This is a genomic window from Serratia sp. Sp408, from assembly GCF_057180665.1.
Genome location: NZ_JBXUFT010000001.1, coordinates 1,550,904 through 1,570,672, shown reverse-complemented (window position 1 = coordinate 1,570,672; position 19,769 = coordinate 1,550,904). Strand labels below are relative to the sequence as shown.

General features: G+C 58.3%; 15 protein-coding genes. 4 read left to right on the top strand and 11 right to left on the bottom strand.

The features are described from left to right. Nucleotides 1-28: 28 nt before the first annotated feature. Nucleotides 29-775, bottom strand: a complete 747-nt coding sequence (locus AC2AXP_RS07355; protein ID WP_004962546.1) for a DeoR/GlpR family DNA-binding transcription regulator — start codon at nt 773-775, stop codon at nt 29-31. Nucleotides 776-1,110: 335 nt separating this feature from the next. Here AC2AXP_RS07355 and fsa point away from each other — a divergent pair, with 335 nt between their 5' ends. Then, complete coding sequence (gene fsa / locus AC2AXP_RS07350) at nt 1,111-1,776, top strand: fructose-6-phosphate aldolase (RefSeq protein ID WP_004962555.1); 666 nt, start codon at nt 1,111-1,113, stop codon at nt 1,774-1,776. A gap of 233 nt (nt 1,777-2,009) precedes the next feature. Continuing rightward, nucleotides 2,010-2,993 (top strand): 2-keto-3-deoxygluconate transporter, encoded by a 984-nt coding sequence (gene kdgT / locus AC2AXP_RS07345; RefSeq protein ID WP_004962557.1) that lies wholly within the window; start codon nt 2,010-2,012, stop codon nt 2,991-2,993. Between the two features lie 38 nt (nt 2,994-3,031). On the opposite strand, the gene AC2AXP_RS07340 is transcribed toward kdgT, so the two are convergent. The 3 genes from AC2AXP_RS07340 to AC2AXP_RS07330 all read right to left on the bottom strand — a co-directional run bounded on the left by AC2AXP_RS07340 (nt 3,032) and on the right by AC2AXP_RS07330 (nt 9,725). Next, nucleotides 3,032-5,098: a carbon starvation CstA family protein gene (locus tag AC2AXP_RS07340; protein ID WP_039992075.1), complete on the bottom strand. Its 2,067-nt coding sequence runs from the start codon at nt 5,096-5,098 to the stop codon at nt 3,032-3,034. Nucleotides 5,099-5,348: 250 nt separating this feature from the next. Next, complete coding sequence (locus tag AC2AXP_RS07335; RefSeq protein ID WP_004962570.1) at nt 5,349-7,283, bottom strand: exoribonuclease II; 1,935 nt, start codon at nt 7,281-7,283, stop codon at nt 5,349-5,351. Nucleotides 7,284-7,418: 135 nt separating this feature from the next. Beyond that, on the bottom strand, nt 7,419-9,725 hold the full coding sequence (locus AC2AXP_RS07330; RefSeq protein ID WP_039992077.1) for an FdhF/YdeP family oxidoreductase: 2,307 nt from the start codon (nt 9,723-9,725) through the stop codon (nt 7,419-7,421). Nucleotides 9,726-9,986: 261 nt separating this feature from the next. Here AC2AXP_RS07330 and dacD point away from each other — a divergent pair, with 261 nt between their 5' ends. Together dacD and AC2AXP_RS07320 are read left to right on the top strand one after the other, a co-directional pair. Further along, nucleotides 9,987-11,156, top strand: a complete 1,170-nt coding sequence (gene dacD, locus AC2AXP_RS07325) for a serine-type D-Ala-D-Ala carboxypeptidase DacD (RefSeq protein ID WP_039992078.1) — start codon at nt 9,987-9,989, stop codon at nt 11,154-11,156. Between the two features lie 63 nt (nt 11,157-11,219). Then, nucleotides 11,220-12,116 (top strand): LysR family transcriptional regulator, encoded by an 897-nt coding sequence (locus AC2AXP_RS07320; protein ID WP_004962576.1) that lies wholly within the window; start codon nt 11,220-11,222, stop codon nt 12,114-12,116. Here the strand turns inward: AC2AXP_RS07320 and AC2AXP_RS07315 are convergent. The 7 genes from AC2AXP_RS07315 to sapA all read right to left on the bottom strand — a co-directional run bounded on the left by AC2AXP_RS07315 (nt 12,108) and on the right by sapA (nt 19,668). Then, nucleotides 12,108-13,310, bottom strand: coding sequence for a CMD domain-containing protein (locus tag AC2AXP_RS07315; protein ID WP_004962577.1), 1,203 nt, complete (start codon nt 13,308-13,310; stop codon nt 12,108-12,110). The two genes, AC2AXP_RS07320 and AC2AXP_RS07315, sit on opposite strands and share 9 nt — an antisense overlap. A gap of 226 nt (nt 13,311-13,536) precedes the next feature. Continuing rightward, on the bottom strand, nt 13,537-14,325 hold the full coding sequence (gene fabI, locus AC2AXP_RS07310) for an enoyl-ACP reductase FabI (RefSeq protein ID WP_004962579.1): 789 nt from the start codon (nt 14,323-14,325) through the stop codon (nt 13,537-13,539). Between the two features lie 42 nt (nt 14,326-14,367). Next, entirely contained in the window at nt 14,368-15,180 is an 813-nt protein-coding gene (gene sapF, locus AC2AXP_RS07305; RefSeq protein ID WP_004962583.1) for a putrescine export ABC transporter ATP-binding protein SapF, read from the bottom strand. A gap of 1 nt (nt 15,181) precedes the next feature. Next, nucleotides 15,182-16,174 (bottom strand): putrescine export ABC transporter ATP-binding protein SapD, encoded by a 993-nt coding sequence (gene sapD, locus AC2AXP_RS07300; protein WP_004962587.1) that lies wholly within the window; start codon nt 16,172-16,174, stop codon nt 15,182-15,184. Beyond that, the gene (sapC, locus tag AC2AXP_RS07295) at nt 16,174-17,064 is read right to left on the bottom strand and encodes a putrescine export ABC transporter permease SapC (RefSeq protein WP_004962594.1); all 891 of its coding nucleotides are present in this window, start codon (nt 17,062-17,064) and stop codon (nt 16,174-16,176) included. Before sapC ends, sapD begins: the two co-directional genes overlap by 1 nt. Then, a complete protein-coding gene (sapB, locus tag AC2AXP_RS07290) occupies nt 17,051-18,016 on the bottom strand; it encodes a putrescine export ABC transporter permease SapB (protein ID WP_004962597.1) in 966 nt (321 codons plus the stop codon). The genes sapC and sapB overlap by 14 nt, the downstream gene beginning before the upstream one ends. After that, nucleotides 18,013-19,668: an ABC transporter substrate-binding protein SapA gene (sapA, locus tag AC2AXP_RS07285; protein WP_004962599.1), complete on the bottom strand. Its 1,656-nt coding sequence runs from the start codon at nt 19,666-19,668 to the stop codon at nt 18,013-18,015. Before sapA ends, sapB begins: the two co-directional genes overlap by 4 nt. Nucleotides 19,669-19,769 lie beyond the last annotated feature (101 nt).

Here is a 19,769-nt window from a genome sequence, read left to right as displayed (position 1 = left end):
CCTCGGGCATAGGCTATGCCCGAAGTCGTTATTCGTTGACCAGATCGAAGGCAATACCGCTGCGCTTTAACTGATGCTGATAATCCAGCGACAGGCGTGAGTCGGTGATCACGCGTCCGATTTTGGCCAACGGCCTTAAAGGATTGGCTTGAATCTGACCAAATTTGGACGAATCGGTCAGGATGATGTTTTCCACCCCTTTCTCCAGCACTGCATTTACCACGTCAGCACGCATCATATCGCGACCGGTGAAGCCGGTTTCTGCATGGTAGCCGTCAATGCCAATAAACGCCTTGTTGAAATGCACCTGCTGAATACACATGCGGGTTAGCGGACCAACCACGGTTTCGCTTTTTTTCTGGTAGATACCGCCGAGTACGATCACCTCGCACTCGGTCTCCTTGAGCAGATTGGCAATGTAATGGCTGACGGTGATCAGCGTGACGTGCTTGCGCTCGGCCAGATAGCGTGCCAGCAGGGCGTTGGCGCTGCCGCTTTCGATAAAAACCGTCTCGCCGTCATTGATCTGCGTGGCGGCATATTGCGCCAGCTTTTGCTTGAGGATGAAGTTGGACATCATGCGCGCATCGACATCGTCGCTTTCGAGCGCCAGTGCCGAACCGTGTACGCGTTTCAGATAGCTGCGCTTTTCCAGCAGGGTCAGATCCTGGCGGATGGTGACCTCGGAGACGCCAGCCGCGCGAGCCAACTCGCCGACGCTAATCCGCCGACGATCGTTGACCAACTGTAAAATGGTTTGTTGTCTTGAATTCATAATGACCTGATGGTGCGATTGCCAACGGGCGGCCGCAAAGATAAAAGTATAAATAATCAGTTTTGTTCACGCGATAACGGTATCGACGCATTAAGGGATAATGCGGTAAAGATAAGCGAATTTCCAGCCATGCGTATCACTAAATTATGATATGGGTCAAGAAGTTGCCCATAGCCGGTTTAGGGTCGACTGGCCGCACGCCGGTATAGCCCGTCGATGCCGCGCCGTTCGGCGTTGGCGGCAGCGAGTGCCAGCGCATTAATCAGCGCGTGCGCGCCACTATCGCTTATGATGGTGTGAACACGGATAAACCCATTACGATTCAGGAGGCTTAAATGGAGCTTTACCTTGATACCGCCGATGTTAGCGCGGTGAAACGTCTGGCGCGCGTGCTGCCACTGCACGGTGTGACCACCAATCCAAGCATTGTGGCACAAGCAGGAAAACCGATTTGGGAGGTGTTGCCGGCGTTGCGCGACGCGCTGGGCGGAACCGGCAAATTGTTCGCCCAGGTGATGGCCGGCGATGCCGAACGCATGGTGGCGGATGCGGTGCTGTTGCACCAGCGCGTACCGGGTTTGATCGTCAAGGTTCCGGCCACCGCCGAGGGGCTTGCGGCAATCAAGAAGCTGAAGAGCATGTCGATCCCGACGTTGGGGACCGCCGTTTACGGCGCGGCACAGGGGCTGTTGTCGGCGTTGGCCGGCGCCGAATATGTAGCACCTTACGTTAACCGCGTCGACGCCCAGGGGGGAGACGGTATCGTCATGGTACGCGAACTGCAGCAGTTGCTGACGTTGCATGCTCCGCATGCCAAGGTGCTGGCCGCCAGTTTCAAAACGCCACGTCAGGCACTGGAATGCATGCTGGCCGGCTGCCAGTCGCTGACGTTGCCTGTCGGGGTGGCGGAGCAGTTGCTTGCCACGCCGGCGGTGGACGCCGCGGTTGCGACCTTTGAACAGGATTGGCAGAACGCGTTTGGTACCCATCTGCTTGGCTAAGGGGTGAGAGGATAGCTACAGGCGGCTCTTGCCGCCTTTATTGTCGCTGGTCTTTATTTTAAAACGATTAACCTTAAATATTGAAACTGCGTTTTGATATTATGCGTCCGATCACTTTAATTCAGCAATTGAACAGTTAATCTGCGCAACGAAATCATCAACGAAGTCTGCCCAAGTCGGTGGCTGTCGGCGATGCGTTGCTGTAACCCGTTCAAATTAAAGTGGAGTAGGTAATGCAGATCAAACGTGCGATAGACAAGATCCCAGGCGGCATGATGCTGGTGCCGCTGTTCATTGGCGCGGTGTGTCACACCTTCGCGCCGGGGGCGGGCAAGTATTTCGGCTCGTTCACCAACGGATTGATTTCCGGCACCGTGCCGATTCTGGCGGTATGGTTCTTCTGCATGGGCGCCTCGATCAAGTTGAGCGCCACCGGCACCGTATTGCGCAAGTCGGGCACGCTGGTGGTCACCAAAATCGCCGTAGCCTGGCTGGTGGCAGCGGTAGCGTCGCGTTTGTTGCCAGAGAACGGCGTAGAGATCGGCTTCTTTGCCGGACTGTCAACGCTGGCCCTGGTCGCGGCGATGGATATGACCAACGGTGGCCTGTACGCCTCGATCATGCAGCAATACGGCAGCAAAGAGGAAGCCGGCGCCTTTGTGCTGATGTCGCTGGAATCCGGCCCGCTGATGACCATGATCATACTGGGCACTGCCGGCATCGCCTCGTTCGAACCACAGGTGTTCGTTGGCGCCGTGTTGCCGTTCCTGGTGGGCTTTGCCTTGGGCAATCTCGATCCGGAACTGCGCGAATTTTTCGGCAAGGCGGTGCAAGCCCTGATACCGTTCTTCGCTTTCGCGCTGGGTAACACCATCGATCTGAGCGTCATCGCGCAAACCGGCCTATTGGGGGTGTTGCTGGGGGTATCGGTGATTATCATTACCGGTATCCCGTTGATTATTGCTGACAAACTGATCGGCGGTGGGGACGGTACCGCCGGGGTGGCGGCATCCAGCTCGGCCGGCGCGGCGGTGGCAACGCCGGTATTGATTGCTGAAATGGTGCCGCAGTTCAAGGCGGTTGCGCCGGCAGCCACCGCCTTGGTGGCCACCTCGGTGATCGTCACCTCGGTGCTGGTGCCAATCATCACCGCCATGTGGTCTCGGCGGGTCAAGGCCAGGGCGGCGATGCGCGAACAGATGGCAATGGTTAAATAAAGCAAGGGCGCCGAAGGCGCCCTTGTTAATGCCGCAGCTCAAAGGCGTCCGGTTTGTTCGCGCAGCGTCACCTCCGATTCCTTCACCGTCGGGATACTGGAGTTCAATGCTCTGCGTATCACGAAGAAGGCAGAAACCAGCATCGTTACCGCCACCAGCATAAAGAAAGCGCACAGCGCGGCATTAATCTGATTGCTGAACACAATGGTTTCCATATCTTTCAGCGTTTTGGCCGGTGCGATAAGGGTGCCTTGCTCAATGCCGGCCGAGAACTTGTTCGCCTGTGCCAGGAAACCGATGCTCGGTTTCTCATGGAAAATCTTCTGCCAGCCGGCGGTCATCGAGGTGATGAACAACCACACCGTCGGCACAATGGTCACCCAGGCGTAGCGCTGCTTCTTCATTTTGAACAACACCACGGTACCGAGGATCAGTGCCATTGACGCCAGCATCTGGTTACCGATGCCGAACAGCGGCCACAGGGTATTAATCCCGCCCAGCGGATCGACCACTCCCTGATAGACGAAGAACCCCCAGCCGGCGACCGCCACCGTGGTGCCAGCCAGGTTGCCGAACCAGGAACGGTTGTTGGCCAGGCGCGGCACCGCCACGCCGACCAGATCCTGCACCATAAAACGGCAGGCGCGGGTCCCGGCGTCGACGGCAGTCAGGATAAACAGCGCTTCGAACAGAATGGCGAAGTGATACCAGAACGCCATCATCCCACGGCTGTTGAATACCTCGCTGATGATATGCGCCATGCCGACGGCAAACGTCGGCGCGCCACCGGCGCGTGACAGCACCGAATTTTCGCCGACGTCTTTGGCGATCAGCGCCAGTGTTTCCGGGGTCACGATAAAGCCCCAGCCGTTAATCACCTGCGAGGCGTTTTCCACCGTGGTGCCGATCAGCGCCGCCGGTGAGTTCATGGCAAAATACACGCCAGGATCGAGCACCGAGGCGCAAATCAGCGCCATGATGGCCACGAAGGACTCCATCAGCATGGCGCCGTAACCGATAAAGCGGATGTGACTTTCGCGTTCAACCAGTTTCGGCGTGGTGCCGCTGGAGACCAGCGCATGGAAGCCGGAAATCGCGCCGCAGGCGATGGTAATGAACAGGAACGGGAACAGGGCACCGGCGAATACCGGTCCGGTACCGTCAATAAAGCGTGATACCGCCGGCATCTTCAGCTCCGGCATGGCAAACACGATCCCCAGCGCCAGACCGATGATCACGCCGATTTTCATAAAGGTGGACAGGTAATCGCGCGGCGCCAGCAGCAACCACACCGGCAGTACCGACGCGACAAAACCGTAAATCACCAGAACCCAGGTCAGCGTAGTGCCGTGCAGGGTAAAGAACGGTCCCCAGTAGGGGTGCTGCGCCACGTTGCCGCCGTAAATAATCGCCAGCAACATCAGCACGAAGCCAATCACCGAAATTTCCGCGATTTTCCCCGGGCGGATAAAGCGCATGTAGATGCCCATAAACAGTGCGATCGGGATAGTAGCGGCGATGGTGAACAGGCCCCATGGGCTGTCGGCCAGTGCTTTGACCACTACCAGTGCCAGTGCCGACAGGATGATGATCATCACGCCAAGCGCGCCGAGCATGGTGATCACGCCGGCGAAGGCGCCAAGTTCCTGCTTGGCCATTTCGCCCAGCGAGCGGCCATCACGCCGAGTGGAAATGAACAGGATCAGGAAGTCCTGCACCGCACCGGCCATCATCACGCCAACCAGGATCCAGATGGTGCCTGGCAGAAAACCCATCTGCGCCGCCAGAATGGGGCCTACCAGCGGACCGGCACCGGCAATGGCGGCGAAGTGGTGGCCGAACAGTACCCATTTATTGGTCGGGACGTAATCCAGCCCGTCGTTGCGGCGCTCTGCCGGCGTCAGCCGTCGATCGTCCAGTTCGAAGACGTTTTTGGCGATAAACAGGCTATAAAACCGATAGGCAATGCTGTAACAGGCAACGGACGCCACCACCAGCCAGACCGCGTTGACATGCTCGCCGCGGCTGAGTGCCAGCATCGCGAAGGCAAACGCCCCGACCAACGCCACCGCTAGCCAGATTATTCCGGACTTGACGTTCTTCATGGTTAACAACTCCTTGGTGTGCAGAGTAGTGAGAGAGGTCATCAATGTTGTTATGAAGGTAAACACCAAGTTAAAAATAGGAGGTTTACGCACGAAGAGAAACCGCACGGATAAGAAATGTGAGCTCAGGCGAGTATTAGTGAAAAAACAAGATGATGAGGTCACCTTGGCCGGCGGGGCGCGTGACGGATGCCACGGAAAAAATCGGGCGCCATAAAGGCGCCCGACAAGCAGCGTAGTGGGTGGGCGGTTATGGTGCCGGGCGGGCGATCACGCTGCGGGTTTCCATCCGCACTTCGGCGATGGTGACTTGCAGGCTGTCGCTCTGGCGATAAACCACGTCGCCTTTCACCTGCACGGTGCCGGTATCCTGGCTACACACCAGCTCGTCGCGCACCGCGTGGATGAATGGAGCAGGGATGAACGCCACGGCGCCATTTTCCAGCAAACGGACACGCAGTCCACCGCGGGTGACGTCGATGATTTCCGCCTTGAAGCGGGTATTGGTGCCGGCCTTGTCTTGCAGAAAACGGGCATACAGCCAATCGCCGACGTCGCGTTCCGCCATCCGGTTCAGACGGCGACGCTCCGCCAATTGGACGGTGATCGCTTCCTGCGGTTTCTGCGCGGCCTGTTCGCTGATAATGGCTTTCAGCAGGCGGTGGTTGACCATATCGCCGTATTTACGGATGGGTGACGTCCAGGTGGCGTAAGCTTCCAGCCCGAGGCCAAAGTGCGGGCCCGGCTCGGTGCTGATTTCGGCGAAGGTCTGGAAACGGCGAATACGGCTGTCGAGGAATTGCGTCGGCTGTGCGTCAAGGTGACGGCGCAGCTCGCAAAAGCCTTCCAGCGTCAGCAGTTTTTCGGCCTCGGCTTGTACCCCGTTGGCCTGCAGTACGCTGACTGCCTGTTCCACCAGCGCCGGGTCGAAGCCGGTGTGCACGTTGTAGATGCCGAACCCCAGACGATCGCGCAGCACCACGGCGGCGCAGACGTTGGCGGCAATCATGCACTCTTCAACGATGCGGTTGGCGGTACGACGTTGCTCGGTGATGATGTCCAGCACGTCGCCTTTCTCGCCGAGGACAAAGCGATAGTCCGGCCGATCCTTGAACACCAGCGCATGCTGGTGACGCCAGCCGTTGCGCGCATCACAGACCCGCTTGAGCAGGGTAATCTGCTGGGCGATAGCCTCGCTTGGCGGTTGCCAGCCGGCAATGCCGTCCAGCCAGTCGGAGACTTCGTCATACACCAGTTTGGCTTTCGATTCGATTTCGGCGGCGAAGAAATGGATATCGCTGCCCAACGCGCCGTCAGCGGCGATGGTCACGCGGCAAGCCAGTACCGGGCGACGCTCATTGGCGCGCAGCGAGCACAGATTGTCGGACAGGTCGCGCGGCAACATCGGGATGTTGAAACCCGGCAGGTAGTTGGTAAAGGCGCGTTTGCGGGCAATGTCATCCAGCGCGCTGCCCTGATCGACGAAGGCGGTCGGGTCGGCGATAGCGATGGTCAGTTGCAGGGTACCGTCGGCGTTCTCCTGAACAAACAGCGCATCATCCATATCTTCGGTGCTGGCGCTGTCGATGGTGACAAAATCCAGACCGGTCAGATCTTCACGCGCCAGAGTGGCGGTCGGCTGATGGGTAGCCGCCATTTCTGGCGCTTCCTTTTCGAGATTATGTCGTGCCAGCGTGACCCACCATGGCGCAAAGTGATCGTCGGCGTTGGTAATGAAATCAGTCAGCTCGGCATGGAAGCTACGGTCACCTTTCAGCGGGTGTCGACGCATTTCCGCCACCGCCCAATCGCCGGCCTGGAAGTCATGTGTCAGTTCACGCCCTGGACGACATTGAATCGCATCTTTCAGCAACGGGTGATCCGGCACGATTGACAGGCGATCGTCTTTCTTCTGTACCCGACCGACAAAGCGTGACAAGAATGGCTCGACCAGGGTTTCCGGCTCGGCGATTTCACGTTCTTTCTCGGTGTGGACGGTGGCGACGATGCGGTCGCCATGCATGACTTTTTTCATGTACGGCGGCGGGATAAAATAGCTCTTTTGGCCATCGACCTCTAAAAAGCCAAAGCCTTTCTCAGTCCCTTTTACTACGCCTTCAACACGCGGGGTTTGAGAGTGAAGTTGCTGTTTAAGCTGCGCCAGCAGCGGGTTATCTTGAAACATATCGTCCAGTGAATGGGTTGTGAGTGGCAAGATTTGCGGCTGACAGTTTTACGCGAATCACCCGCTGCGGGCAAGCCTGATATCACGCTTTTCCACACCCGCAGCGCGTTTTTTAGCGATATCAGGCCTGCTTACTCAGGCAATGCGCAGCGTGACTGACGCAGGCTCACGACGTATCGCCACCGGGATCGATTTGGAGGTTGGCGTGCCGGTACCGTCGCCAAAGCTGGCCAGCGGCACCAGCGGGTTGGTTTCCGGGTAGTAGGCCGCCAGGTTGCCGCGTGGAATAGCATAGCTCACCAGTTTGAAGCCACTGACCTTGCGCGTTACGCCGTCATTCCACAGGGTTTCAATCTCGACCCGCTCGCCGTCCTGCATCCCCAGTGCGGCAAGATCGTCTGGATTGATAAACAACACCTCGCGTTGGCCGTAAACGCCGCGATAGCGATCGTCGAGCCCATAAATCGTGGTGTTGTACTGATCGTGGGAACGCAGGGTTTGCAGAGTGAACGGCGCCGTCTGCCCGGCCAACTGTGGGAACAGGCTGTCGGGTAGCGCTGCGGCACCAAATTCCGCCTTGCCGCTTGGCGTGGCGAAGCGCAGTTCGGCGGCAGCGTTGCCGAGATAAAAGCCGCCCGGCAATTCGCAACGCGGGTTAAAATCGTCGAAACCGGCTATGGTGGCGGCGATGTGATCGCGGATCAGCGAATAGTCGTCCGCCAGCGCCAGCCAGTCGAGCGACTGATTACCCAGCACCGCATCGGCGATGCCGCAGACGATCGCTGTTTCCGAGCGCTGACTGTCCGATAGCGGTTTGCCGATGCCTTCCGAGGCGTGCACCATGCTGAATGAGTCCTCGACGGTAATAAACTGCGCTCCGCTGGCCTGCATATCCTGTTCGGTGCGGCCGAGCGTTGGCAGGATCAGCGCGTCTTTACCGGTGATCAGATGGCTGCGATTCAATTTGGTGCTGATGTGTACCGTCAACCCGCAGTTACGCAGCGCCTGTGCGGTGCGTTCGCTGTCCGGCGCTGCTGCCGCCAGATTGCCGCCAAGCGCAATCAACACCTTGACCTCGCCGCGCAGCATCGCTTCGATCGCTTCTACCGTATTGTGGCCCGGCTCACGACGTGGCGAAAAATTGAAGTGCCTGGCCAGACTGTCAAGCAGCGCCGTCGGCGCTTTTTCATCAATGCCCATGGTGCGGTTGCCCTGCACGTTACTATGGCCACGCACCGGACACAGACCGGCGCCCGGCTTGCCCAATTGGCCGAACAGCAGTTGCAGATTGGTGATTTCACGCACCGTGGCCACCGAGTGCTTATGCTGGGTGACGCCCATTGCCCAGGTGCAAATCACCCGCGGTGCCGAGCGGTAAATCTCGGCCGCTTCGCGCAGCTGCGTTTCGCTCAGTCCCGACTGCTGGGTGATCTTCGCCCAACTGGTGGCGTCAACCTGCGCCAGATAGGCGTCGACTCCGACGCAGTGCTGCTCGATAAACGGCAAATCGAACAGGCCGACCTGGCCGGCAGCCTGCTGCTGTCGGTGGCTTTCCAGCAATGCCTTGACCATCCCGCGTACCGCCGCCATATCACCGCCGAGGTTGGGCTGATAATAGGCGGAACTGATCGGCGATGAGCTGGGTGTCAGCATCTGAATCGGGTTTTGCGGATCGGCAAAGCGCTCAAGTCCGCGTTCGCGCAGGGTGTTGAAGCTGACGATGCGCGCGCCGCGGCGGGCGGCATGTTTCAGGCTGTGCAACATGCGCGGATGGTTGGTGCCGGGGTTTTGACCAAACACGAAAATCGCGTCGGCCCGCTCGAAATCATCCATGCGGATGGTGCCTTTGCCGACGCCAATGCTCTGTTTCAGGCCGATGCCGCTGGCTTCATGACACATATTGGAACAGTCGGGGAAGTTGCTGGTGCCGAGCATGCGCCCGAACAGCTGATACAGATAGGAGGCTTCGTTACTGGCGCGGCCGGAGGTATAGAGTTCGATTTGATTGGGATTGTCCATCCGCTTGACGTGCTGGGCAATCAGCGCCAGCGCATCCGGCCAGCTGATGGGCTGATAACGATCGCTGTCGGCATGGTAGCGCATTGGTTGAGTAAGGCGGCCCTGATACTCAAGGAAATAATCGCTCTGTTGCAGCAGCGTACTCACGCTGTGGGCGGCAAAAAACTCTGCTGTAACCGCATGGCGGGTGGCTTCCCAACTGACGGCCTTGGCGCCGTTTTCGCAAAAGCTGAAGGTACTGTGATTGTCATCGCCCCAGGCGCAGCCGGGACAGTCGAAGCCGCGTACTTTATTAACGCGCATCAGATTGCGCAGGTTTTTCAATGCTTGCTTGCTGTCCAGCACGTAGCGGGTGGTGGCTTCCAATGAGCCCCAGCCGCCCGCCGCACCGGTATACGGTTTGATAGACGGTTTAAATTTCATTGTGGTCTTCGCAGGTGATTGTTGTCAGAAAGTGAACGCTTTATTAAGCGTTTTGAGTCTTTATGTCACAAGTCTAGGGGCGCGCGACGCAAGCGTCTAATCGAATAGGGCAATGATGGCATAGAGCGGGTTTATCGCACCCAGCTGACATACAAATGGTTGCATTATGTTATCCGCTGCAAAAGTCTAACGATTCCGCCAGACGATGCTTTAGTGCAGTCTATGTCACGGATTTATATTGCAATATTTGAGGAAGAGTGAGTGAAGCGTTCAGTATCGGCTGTGGTAATCGGGATTTTGTTGCCGCTGGCAGCGCAGGCGGCAGACACGGCAGGCGATTTTCCCTCGCTAACGCCGCCGCCAATTGATGCGGCATCGTATGTATTAATGGATTACGCCAGTGGCCAGATTATGGCGCAAAACCACGCCGACCAGCGGCGTAACCCGGCCAGCCTGACCAAATTGATGACCGGGTTGGTGATTGACCATGCGCTGGATCAGCACAAAATCAGCCTGGACGATGTGGTGACGGTGGGCAAGGATGCCTGGGCAGCAGGCAATCCGGTGTTCAAGGGATCGTCGCTGATGTTTTTAAAGCCAGGTGACAGGGTCACGGTTCGCGACCTGAGCCGCGGTATCATTATTGATTCCGGCAACGATGCCTGCGTGGCAATGGCTGACTACGTCGCCGGCAGCCAGACGGCGTTTGTCGACCTGATGAACAACAAAGCAGCGCAGCTGGGATTGAAAAATACCCATTTTGAAACCGTTCATGGCCTCGATGCTCCGGGGCAATACACCACGGCCGGCGATCTGGCGGTGATTTCACGCGCCATCATCATGAGCGAACCGGCGGAATACCATATGTACAGCGAAAGGTCGCTGACCTGGAATGGTATTACCCAGCAGAACCGCAATGGGCTGCTGTGGGACAAAACGCTGCACGTCGACGGCTTGAAGACGGGCCACACCGAATCGGCCGGTTTCAATATCATTGCTTCCGCCACCGAGGGCGATCGTCGGCTGATCGCGGTAGTGATGGGGGGGAAAAGCCCTAAAGGGCGCGAAGAACAGGCGCGTAAGCTGTTGAGCTGGGGGCTGCGTGATTTTGACAGCGTGCGTGTATTCAAGGCCGGTCAGCCATTGGGCAACGAGGCGGTGTGGTACGGCGACCGGTCGCGGATCGCGGTCGGCGTAGCGCAGGATCGTTACCTGACGCTGCCAAAAGGCGAAGCGAGCAAGCTGAAGGCGCAATATGTGCTCAACGTCCCACGCCTTGAGGCGCCGTTGCCACAGGGGCAAACCGTGGGGGAAGTGCGCGTCAGCGACAATGGCAAACTGTTGGCAACGCTGCCGCTGGTCACCCTGCAGCCGACGGCGGCTGGCAGCGTATTTTCACGCCTGATGGATTATCTGCGGCTGAAAGTCTGATAGCGGCATCCGATGCGTTGGTAATGATATACTCCGCGTAGTAATCATTATTTGAGCCAATACATGGATATTAAGCAGCTGATCTACCTGTGTAATCTTGAGCGCGAAAGGCATTTCGGTCGGGCAGCGGAGGCCAGTTTCGTCAGTCAGCCGACGCTGTCGATGCGCTTGAAAAATCTTGAGAAAGAGCTTGGCGTGGCGTTGATCAACCGCGGCAACAACTTTGAGGGATTTACCGCCGAAGGCGAGCGGGTACTGGCCTGGGCGCGCGAGATTGTCTCGGTCTATCAGGGGCTGAAGCTGGAGGTGGAGGCACTTAAGCATGGTCTGAACGGCACCTTGCGTATTGGCGTGGTGCCGCAATGCAGCATTACCCTGGCGCAAATGCTCAAGGCGGTGAGTGAAAAGTACCCGCAGCTGGATTACCGGGTGGCAGTGCTCAGCGCCGATCAGCTGCTGGAGGCGCTCACCGCCCATACGGTGGATATCGGCATCGGTTTCTTTGAGTTACCGACGCTAAAAGAGTTGCATTTTCAATCACAACCGTTGGCCGACAGCGGGGTGGAACTGGTGTTCCATCCGCAGCATTTTCCGCAGTTGGTCGACGATGCACCGCTGACGCTGGCAGACGTGGCTGCGTTACCGCTGTGTCTGGCAGAACCGACCCGCTATTTCCGCCGCTATCTCGATCAGAACTTCCGTGAGGCGGGGCTGTCGCTGCAAGCGCGGGTGGAAACCACCTCAATCTTTCAACTGTTGCAGTGCATTTTTGTCGGCCTGGGTTGCGGACTGTTCCCACATGGCAATCTGCTGCCGGAAATGACGCCGCAGCTGCTGCGTCGACCCATCGACATTACGCCGATGTCACGTCACGCGGCAGTGGTGATTGCCGAGCCGGGGCGTGCCACGCCGCTGGCGCAGCACTTCTTCGACGCGGCGCAGGGCTGGCTGTTAGACTAGCGGCACGGGTGTCGGACACTGCTGTGCCGTCAGCGTGTCGCCGAGGCTGTAGCGCAGGCGGTTTTCCCAGGCATACAGCGCGCTGGTCAGGATCGCTTCCAGCGCCTGCGCCTGACTCAAACCCAGGTTGAATAACGGTTGCACGTTTTGCGGAGTAAATTTTTCCGGTGAGCGCGTCAGATCGGCGCTGACCTGTATCAGTGCTGCACTCAACCGATCGTCCAGCTGTTGCTGCGCCTGGGCGATATCGTCAAACAACGCCCGGACCAGCTGCGGTTGCGCCACCTCTGCTGCCGCCTTGGCGGCGCAATAGCGGCTACCGTTGATGCGCGAGGTGACCAGCGCGCTGAGTGCCTTCAACCGTGGCGAAAGTCCATAACCAGATTGGCTGATGGTATTGAACACCCCGTTGCGCTCGCGCAGCGCGGCGGCGTCGTGTGCCAGCAGTCGGTAATAGGGCTCGCCACGTGCATTCGGGTGGCTTTGGTCCAGCACGTCCAGTTGCTCGGCATTGGCTACGGCGACATCGACCAGCGGTAAGCGGGGCTGCCAGCTTAACGACTCGAGGCTGAACTCCGCAGCCGAGGCATCGTTGATGCTTGGGAAACCAGGCACCAACGCCGTCGGTCTGCCGGCCAGCGCCGCCACGCCGGCCACGACCCGCGCCTGATAGCTGACAAACCCAATAATCTGTGTGAATGAGATTATATCGGCGGTGCTGAGGCCAACCTCGGACAGTTGCTGCACAGCTTTATGGCAGATCAGCGTGGGATGGGTGGCGAGTTGGCGGGCGTACTGGGTAATCTGCGCTAAACGAATATTGCTTTCACGGGAGGCGTCGGGGCTGTCGAGCGGGGCAAGGCGGGCGGCATAGTGGCTACACAATGCCTGAACGCCGGTCACCTGAGCGACGGTCAAGGCGGTACACAGGCGATCGTAAGGTGACAGCGTCACGTAGCGCGACAGCGTCACCCGCTCCGGAAACAATACTCGGCAACTGTCGAGCGAGGCGCTAAATACCGGTGCGCGGGCAATCAGGGCGTTATTGAGTGCGGCGTCGGCAAACTCGCCAAGGCCAAGTAAAAAGCGATCGCGCACACCGGCTGCTTGCGGTTGCAGCGGCGAATCGCCGCGTACGCTGCTCTGGGTTTCGTGATACCACTGGTTGTGGTGAGGGCGGCGCAGCGCTTCCATTGGGCTGGGGTTGCTCATCAGTGCGATATCCTGTCGTTTGATCTGCTCAACGTAGGGGATATCCTCACCGATTCGATTGGCGAGATAAAATAATGTTACGTGCTAATCCATAACTGAAAAGAATAAAATATAATTTTACTGCGCAAAAATGTAATTAGTATTTGCGATTATTGACTAACGCAGCGCCGGCGGGCCGTGGTCCCGGCCCGCCGCCCGTGGCGGACGGTCATTTCAATTCGAGTTCATTCATCGCCGCAATATTGAAACCGCCGTCGACATGAACAATTTCACCACAGATGCCGGCGGCCAGGTCCGAGCATAAAAAGGCGGCGGTGTTGCCGACGTCTTCAATGGTGACGGTGCGGCGGATCGGCGTAACCGCTTCGCAATGCGCCAGCATCTTGCGGAAATCCTTGATGCCCGATGCCGCCAGCGTACGGATTGGCCCAGCGGAGATACCATTGACCCGTACGCCGTCCGGCCCCATGGCGTTGGCCATATACCGCACGTTGGCCTCCAGCGAAGCCTTGGCCAGGCCCATGACGTTATAATTGGGGATGGCGCGCTCAGCGCCGAGATAAGACAGCGTCAGCAGCGCCGAGCCGGGGTTGAGCATGCCGCGGCAGGCTTTGGCCAACGCGACAAAACTGTAACTGCTGATATCGTGGGCAATGCGGAAGCCCTCGCGGTTGACGGCGTTGAGGTAGTCGCCGTCCAGCTGTTCGGCGGGAGCAAAGCCGATGGAATGCACCAATCCGTCAAAGGTCGGCCAATCGGCCGCCAGCGTGGTGAACAGTGCGTCAATGCTGGCATCCTGCCCGACATCGCATTCCAGCACCCGCGTCGAGCCCAATGCGGCAGCGAACTCCACCACGCGCGGCTTCAGTTTGTCATTCTGATAGGTGAAGGCCAGTTGCGCGCCTTCACGCTGCATCGCTTGCGCAATGCCATAGGCGATCGACAGTTTGCTGGCCACGCCGGTAATCAGTATGCGTTTGCCGTTGAGAAATCCCATAACAATGATCCTCCTGGTGGTAGAGACAGGCAGCGTACGCGGCTAGAATTTACCGCCGTCACGCCGCCAGGCATCGGCGGTCAGCGCTTCGCCAAAATGGCTGGCGATCAGGCGGCGGGTGAGGTCGTGCAGCGGGGCAGCCAGCACTTCGGCAGTACTGCCGCGCTCAACGATTTCACCTTCGTGCATCACCATCACCTGATCGCTGATGTGTTTCATCATGCCCAGATGCTGGGTCACATAAATGTAGGCGATACCGTGTTTTTCCTGCAGTTCGAGCATCAGGTTGATGATTTGCGAACGCATCGACATATCCAGTGACGCCAGCGCTTCGTCGGCGACGATCACTTTCGGTTGCAGGATCAGTGCACGCGCCAGCGCGACTCGCTGCTTCTGGCCAGAGGCCAGCATATGCGGATAATAATAGGCGTGATCCGGCAGCATGCCCACTTGGCGCAGCGTCTGGTTAATGCGTTGCTCACGCTCCGAGGCTTCCAGATCGGTATTCAGGCGCAGCGGGGCGTCGAGCAGCTGGCCGATGCGCTGACGCGGATTGAGCGAGGTGCTGGGATCCTGGAAAATCATGCGGATGCGCTGACTGCGATAGCGGTAATCGCCAAAAGCCAGCGGATGATCGTCGATCAGCAATTCTCCGGCGCTCGGCTCCACCATGCCAGACAGCATTTTCGCCAGCGTTGACTTGCCGGAACCGTTTTCGCCGATGATGGCCAACGTCTGGCCTTCACGCAGGGTAAAGCTGACCGATTTAACCGCCTCGACGTGCTGACGACGGAACAGCCCGGTGCGATAGCGGTAGGTCTTGCTCAGGTTACGCACTTCCAGCAACGTTTCCATGTTATTGCTCCTCCATGTTCAGCGGGAAGTGGCAGGCAAACAGATGGTTTTTCACCGGACGCAGGCGTGGGGTTTCGATGCATTTCTTTTGTGCATAAGGGCAGCGCGGCCCCAAACGGCAGCCGATTGGCAGGTGCTCCAGTGAGGGAATCGCTCCCGGCAGCGTGTTCAATCTGCTTTTGTGCGGCAGCGAACGGCCAAAGTCAGGCATCGCGCGGATCAGCGCCTGGGTATAAGGGTGGTGCGGCGTCGCCAGCAAATCTTCGCATTGCGCACTTTCCACCGTTTGACCGCAGTACAGTACATTTACCCGGTCGGCCCATTTGCTCATCATCTGCAAGTCATGGCTGATCAGCAAAATGGTGGTGTTGTTGTTTTGATTAAGCCGCGACAACAGGCGGAAAATCTGTGCCTGGGTGGTGGGCTCCATGGCGTTGGTGGGTTCGTCGGCTATCAATAACCGTGGCTGGTTGGCCAGCGCGATGGCAATCATCACTTTCTGGCATTCACCTTCGGTCAACTCGTAGGGGAAACTGCCCATGATATCATCATGATCCTTGATGCCGACGCGGTGCAGCAGCTCGATGGCGCGGCGCTTGCGCCAGTTGACGCGTTGCCACCAACGCCCCTTGAAGGTCCAGCCGGGGATCGCCTGCGCCAGCTGACGTCCGATGCTTTCGGACGGATCAAGACAGGACTGCGGCTCCTGAAAAATAATCGATACGTTGTGGCCGACCAGTCGGCGTCGCTCACGTGGCGTTAATTGCAACAGGTCGATATCGTCAAAGCGGAAACGATCGGCGGTGACGCGCCAGTTATCTTTGGTGACGCCACAAATCGCCTTGGCTATCAGGCTCTTACCTGATCCTGACTCACCCACCAGGCCACGGATTTCACCTTCGCTCAGCGTCATGCTAACGCGATCCACCGCCTTGACCGGCCCGTCGGCGGTCATAAATTCAATCGTCAGATTGCGGATATCGAGTAACGGCATTATTCCACTCCCGCATTGATTGCGCGGCGCATGCCGTCGCCCAATAGATTGGTCAGCAACACGCTCAGCATGATCGCCGCCCCCGGCAACATTACCGTCCAGGGCGCGACATACACCAGTTCCAAGGAATCGCCGAGCATCGCGCCCCATTCAGGCGAGGGCAACTGCGCACCAAGATCGAGGAAACCCAGCGCGGCGATATCCAGGATCGCCATCGACAGCGCACGGGTAAATTCGGTTACTAGCACCGCAGCGATATTCGGCATCACCGCGAACCATAAAATCTGCAGCGTCGTGGCGCCATCAAGGCGCGCTGCCACAACGTATTCTTTTTCCAACTCGTCGTGCACCGCGCTGTAAATGGTGCGCACCATACGTGGCAACAACGCCAGCCACACCGCCAGCATCGCGTGCTCGAGCTTCGGCCCGATAAATGCCACCACCACGATAGCCAGCAGCAGCGACGGGATTGACAGCAGGGTGTCGAGAATATGATTCAGCACCGCCGAGCGCAGGCCGTGTGTCACGCCGGCGAACACGCCGAGGATCACACCGATAACGGCAGCGGCGAGGGTTACCAGCAGCGCCGAGCCATAGGTGGCGGCGGTGCCGGTGAGCAGACGACTGAGAATGTCGCGGCCCAGGTCGTCGGTACCAAGGAAAAACGATACGTTGCCGTAGCGAGACCATGAGGGCGGCAATAGCTGGTAACCAAGGAATTGCTGGTCAAGCGCATAAGGCGCCAGCAGGCTACCGAACAGCGACAGCAGGATCAGCGCAATCACACCGTAGAACCCGATCATCGCCAGCGCATCGCCATAAAAAATCCGCCAGGTGTAACGCAGCGGGCTGGGCATTTTCTTTTCACGGTATACGTTATCGAAGGGCATACCATTCCTTATGTTTCAGTGGGTTGGTTGCCGCACCGAGGATATCGGCCAGGACGTTGATGGTGATGACCAGCGTACCGACCACCATCACCCCGGCAGAAATCGCCGCGTAGTCCTGCTGGCGGATGGCGTTGATCAACCAGCGCCCCAGTCCGGGCCAGCTGAACACCATTTCGGTGATCATCGCCAGCGTCAGCATGGTGGAGAACTGCAACCCGAGCTTGGGTATGATTGGCGGCAGCGCATTGTGCAGCACGTGGCGACGAATGATGGTAAAGCGCGACAGGCCGCGCGTCGCCGCCGCCTTGATGTAGTTCTGGCTGAAGACATCGTCGGTGCTGATGCGCATCAGGCGCACCACTTCGGTGGTTGGCGCAACCGCCAGTGCCGCGATGGGCAATACCATATGGCGCAGGGCGCTGGCGATCATCTCCGCACGATAGGGAGAATCAGACAACCAGGCGTCGATCAGCGCAAAGCCGGTGACGTGTTTCACCGGGTACAGCAGATCAAAACGGCCGGATACCGGCAGCCAGCCCAGGTGCAGTGAGAAGAACAGCATCATCAGCAGCGCCAGCCAGAACACCGGCATGGAAAAGCCCAGCAGCGCAAAAGTGCTGATGGCGGTGTCTTGCCATTTACCACGCAGCACGCCAGCGATGATGCCCAGCGGAATGCCCACCAACAATGCCAGGGTAAACGCCAGAATGCACAGTTCCATGGTGGCGGGGAAGACTTCGCTGAGCTGTTCACTGATCGCCTGACCGTTAATGCTGGATACGCCGAAATCCCAGTGCAGCAGGCTGACGAAGTAGAATTGATAGGCGTCCCACAGGCCGGCGCCGTTGAGCGGCGCACGCGGGGTAAAATAGCTCAGGCTGAAGCTGACCAGCGTCAGCAGGAACAGCGTGATGATCAGCAGTAAAAAGCGGCGTAGGGTAAAAATAATCACTTTTTCGCTCCCTCTGCGGCTTCGCGGTACACGCCGGCAAACGACGCATTACCGAACGGGCTCAATACCAACCCCTTGATATCATAACGGTAGGCCTGCAGGCGGAGTGAGGATGCCAACGGCAGCACCGGCAACTGTTGTTCCAGAATTTTTTGCGCCTTTTGATAGTTTTCGATGCGTTGTGCCAACTGCTGGGAAAGCAGGGCATTTTGCAACACCTCGTCGAAGCCCGGATCACACCAGTGAGCATAGTTGGTTTGCGAGCGGATTGCCGCGCAGCTCAGCAGTGGCCGGAAGAAACTGTCCGGATCGTTACTGTCGGTAGCCCAGCCCGTCAGGGTAAGGTCGTGGTTCATTTCCATTAGCCGCGCTTCCTGGAAACGGCCCTCTACCGGCACGATGGTGACGTTAACCCCCACCTGCGCCAGATCGGCCTGGATCAGTTCGGCAGTTTTCAGCGGGCTTGGGTTGTAAGACTGCGATGCGGTCGGCACCCACAGTTTGAGGTTCAGGTTCTCAATGCCTGCCTGCTTGAGCATTTGTCGCGATTTGGCCGGGTTGTATTCGGTGATGTGCGCTTCGTTATCGTAGGCCCATGACGCACGCGGCAAAATCGAGGCGGCGGTTTCGGCGGTACCGTAGTAAATCGACTGCATCAGTCGCTGGTTGTTGATCGCCAGTGAAATCGCCTGCCGTACCTTCAGATCGTCGAACGGCGGCTTGCGGGTGTTGAACGCCAGATAGGCGATGTTCATGCCCGGGCGCAGCGTCAGGCGCAGGCGTGGATCGTCACGCAGGATAGACAACTGGCTGGCCGCCGGATAGGCCAGCACGTCGCACTCGCCGGTCAGCAGTTTCGACAACCGACCGGTACCGCCGGCGCTCATGTCGATCACCACCTGCGCCATGCGTGGCTTGCCCTTCCAGTAGGCGTCATTGCGTGCCAGCCGGATGTACTGGCCGGAGCGGTATTCATTGAGCAGGAAGGGGCCAGTGCCGACCGGCTCGCGGTCGATCATTTCCTGTTTGCCGGCCTGCGACAGCTTATCGGCATATTCTGCCGACAGCACCGGGGCATAGTGGGTTGCCAGGTGCCACAGGAAGGAGGCATCCGGCGCCTGCAGGCGTATTTCGACGGTGTAGTTATCGAGTTTTTTTACGCTCTGCACCGAATCGCCAAATTGCAGGCTGTCAAAGTAAGGGTATTCGCCACCGTTGACATCATGATAAGGGTGCTTCTGGTTGAAGACCCGTTGGAAGCTGAACACCACGTCGTCGGCATTCAGTCGGCGCGTCGGGGTAAACCAGTCGGTGGTCTGGAACGGCACATCCTTGCGCAGGTGAAAACGGTAGGTTGCGCCGTTATCCAGCACCTCCCAGCTTTGCGCCAGTTCGGGGATCAGACGATAAGTGTATGGATCAACGTCCAGCAAGCGATCGTACAGCTGGGCGGCCAGGGTATCGACCGTCAGGCCGCTGCTGGCCATCTGCGGGTTGAAGGTGTTCAGTATGCCGCTGACGCAATAGACAAAACCATGTTGCCGAATGTCCGGCAGTGCCGCGGCGGCGGCGGTCGTTGGTGCCGGTGGAACGGCCGCAATGGCCGAGCCGCCAAGGCATAACGTCAATATCCAAAGGGGTAAACCACGCATAGAAGCTCATGGGTTAATAAGCAATAGCGTTAGTGTACCGTACTCTGGCGATCTGCCCAATTCCTTGCATGCAATGACCGTATTTTTTGCTGATGGATTAA

Bases quoted from the DNA above. Each gene is read 5' to 3' on its own strand.
- AC2AXP_RS07355 (WP_004962546.1), bottom strand. From the start codon at position 775: ATGAATTCAAGACAACAAACCATTTTACAGTTGGTCAACGATCGTCGG.
- fsa (WP_004962555.1), top strand. From the start codon at position 1,111: ATGGAGCTTTACCTTGATACCGCCGATGTTAGCGCGGTGAAACGTCTG.
- kdgT (WP_004962557.1), top strand. From the start codon at position 2,010: ATGCAGATCAAACGTGCGATAGACAAGATCCCAGGCGGCATGATGCTG.
- AC2AXP_RS07340 (WP_039992075.1), bottom strand. From the start codon at position 5,098: ATGAAGAACGTCAAGTCCGGAATAATCTGGCTAGCGGTGGCGTTGGTC.
- AC2AXP_RS07335 (WP_004962570.1), bottom strand. From the start codon at position 7,283: ATGTTTCAAGATAACCCGCTGCTGGCGCAGCTTAAACAGCAACTTCAC.
- AC2AXP_RS07330 (WP_039992077.1), bottom strand. From the start codon at position 9,725: ATGAAATTTAAACCGTCTATCAAACCGTATACCGGTGCGGCGGGCGGC.
- AC2AXP_RS07320 (WP_004962576.1), top strand. From the start codon at position 11,220: ATGGATATTAAGCAGCTGATCTACCTGTGTAATCTTGAGCGCGAAAGG.
- AC2AXP_RS07315 (WP_004962577.1), bottom strand. From the start codon at position 13,310: ATGGAAGCGCTGCGCCGCCCTCACCACAACCAGTGGTATCACGAAACC.
- fabI (WP_004962579.1), bottom strand. From the start codon at position 14,325: ATGGGATTTCTCAACGGCAAACGCATACTGATTACCGGCGTGGCCAGC.
- sapF (WP_004962583.1), bottom strand. From the start codon at position 15,180: ATGGAAACGTTGCTGGAAGTGCGTAACCTGAGCAAGACCTACCGCTAT.
- sapD (WP_004962587.1), bottom strand. From the start codon at position 16,174: ATGCCGTTACTCGATATCCGCAATCTGACGATTGAATTTATGACCGCC.
- sapC (WP_004962594.1), bottom strand. From the start codon at position 17,064: ATGCCCTTCGATAACGTATACCGTGAAAAGAAAATGCCCAGCCCGCTG.
- sapA (WP_004962599.1), bottom strand. From the start codon at position 19,668: ATGCGTGGTTTACCCCTTTGGATATTGACGTTATGCCTTGGCGGCTCG.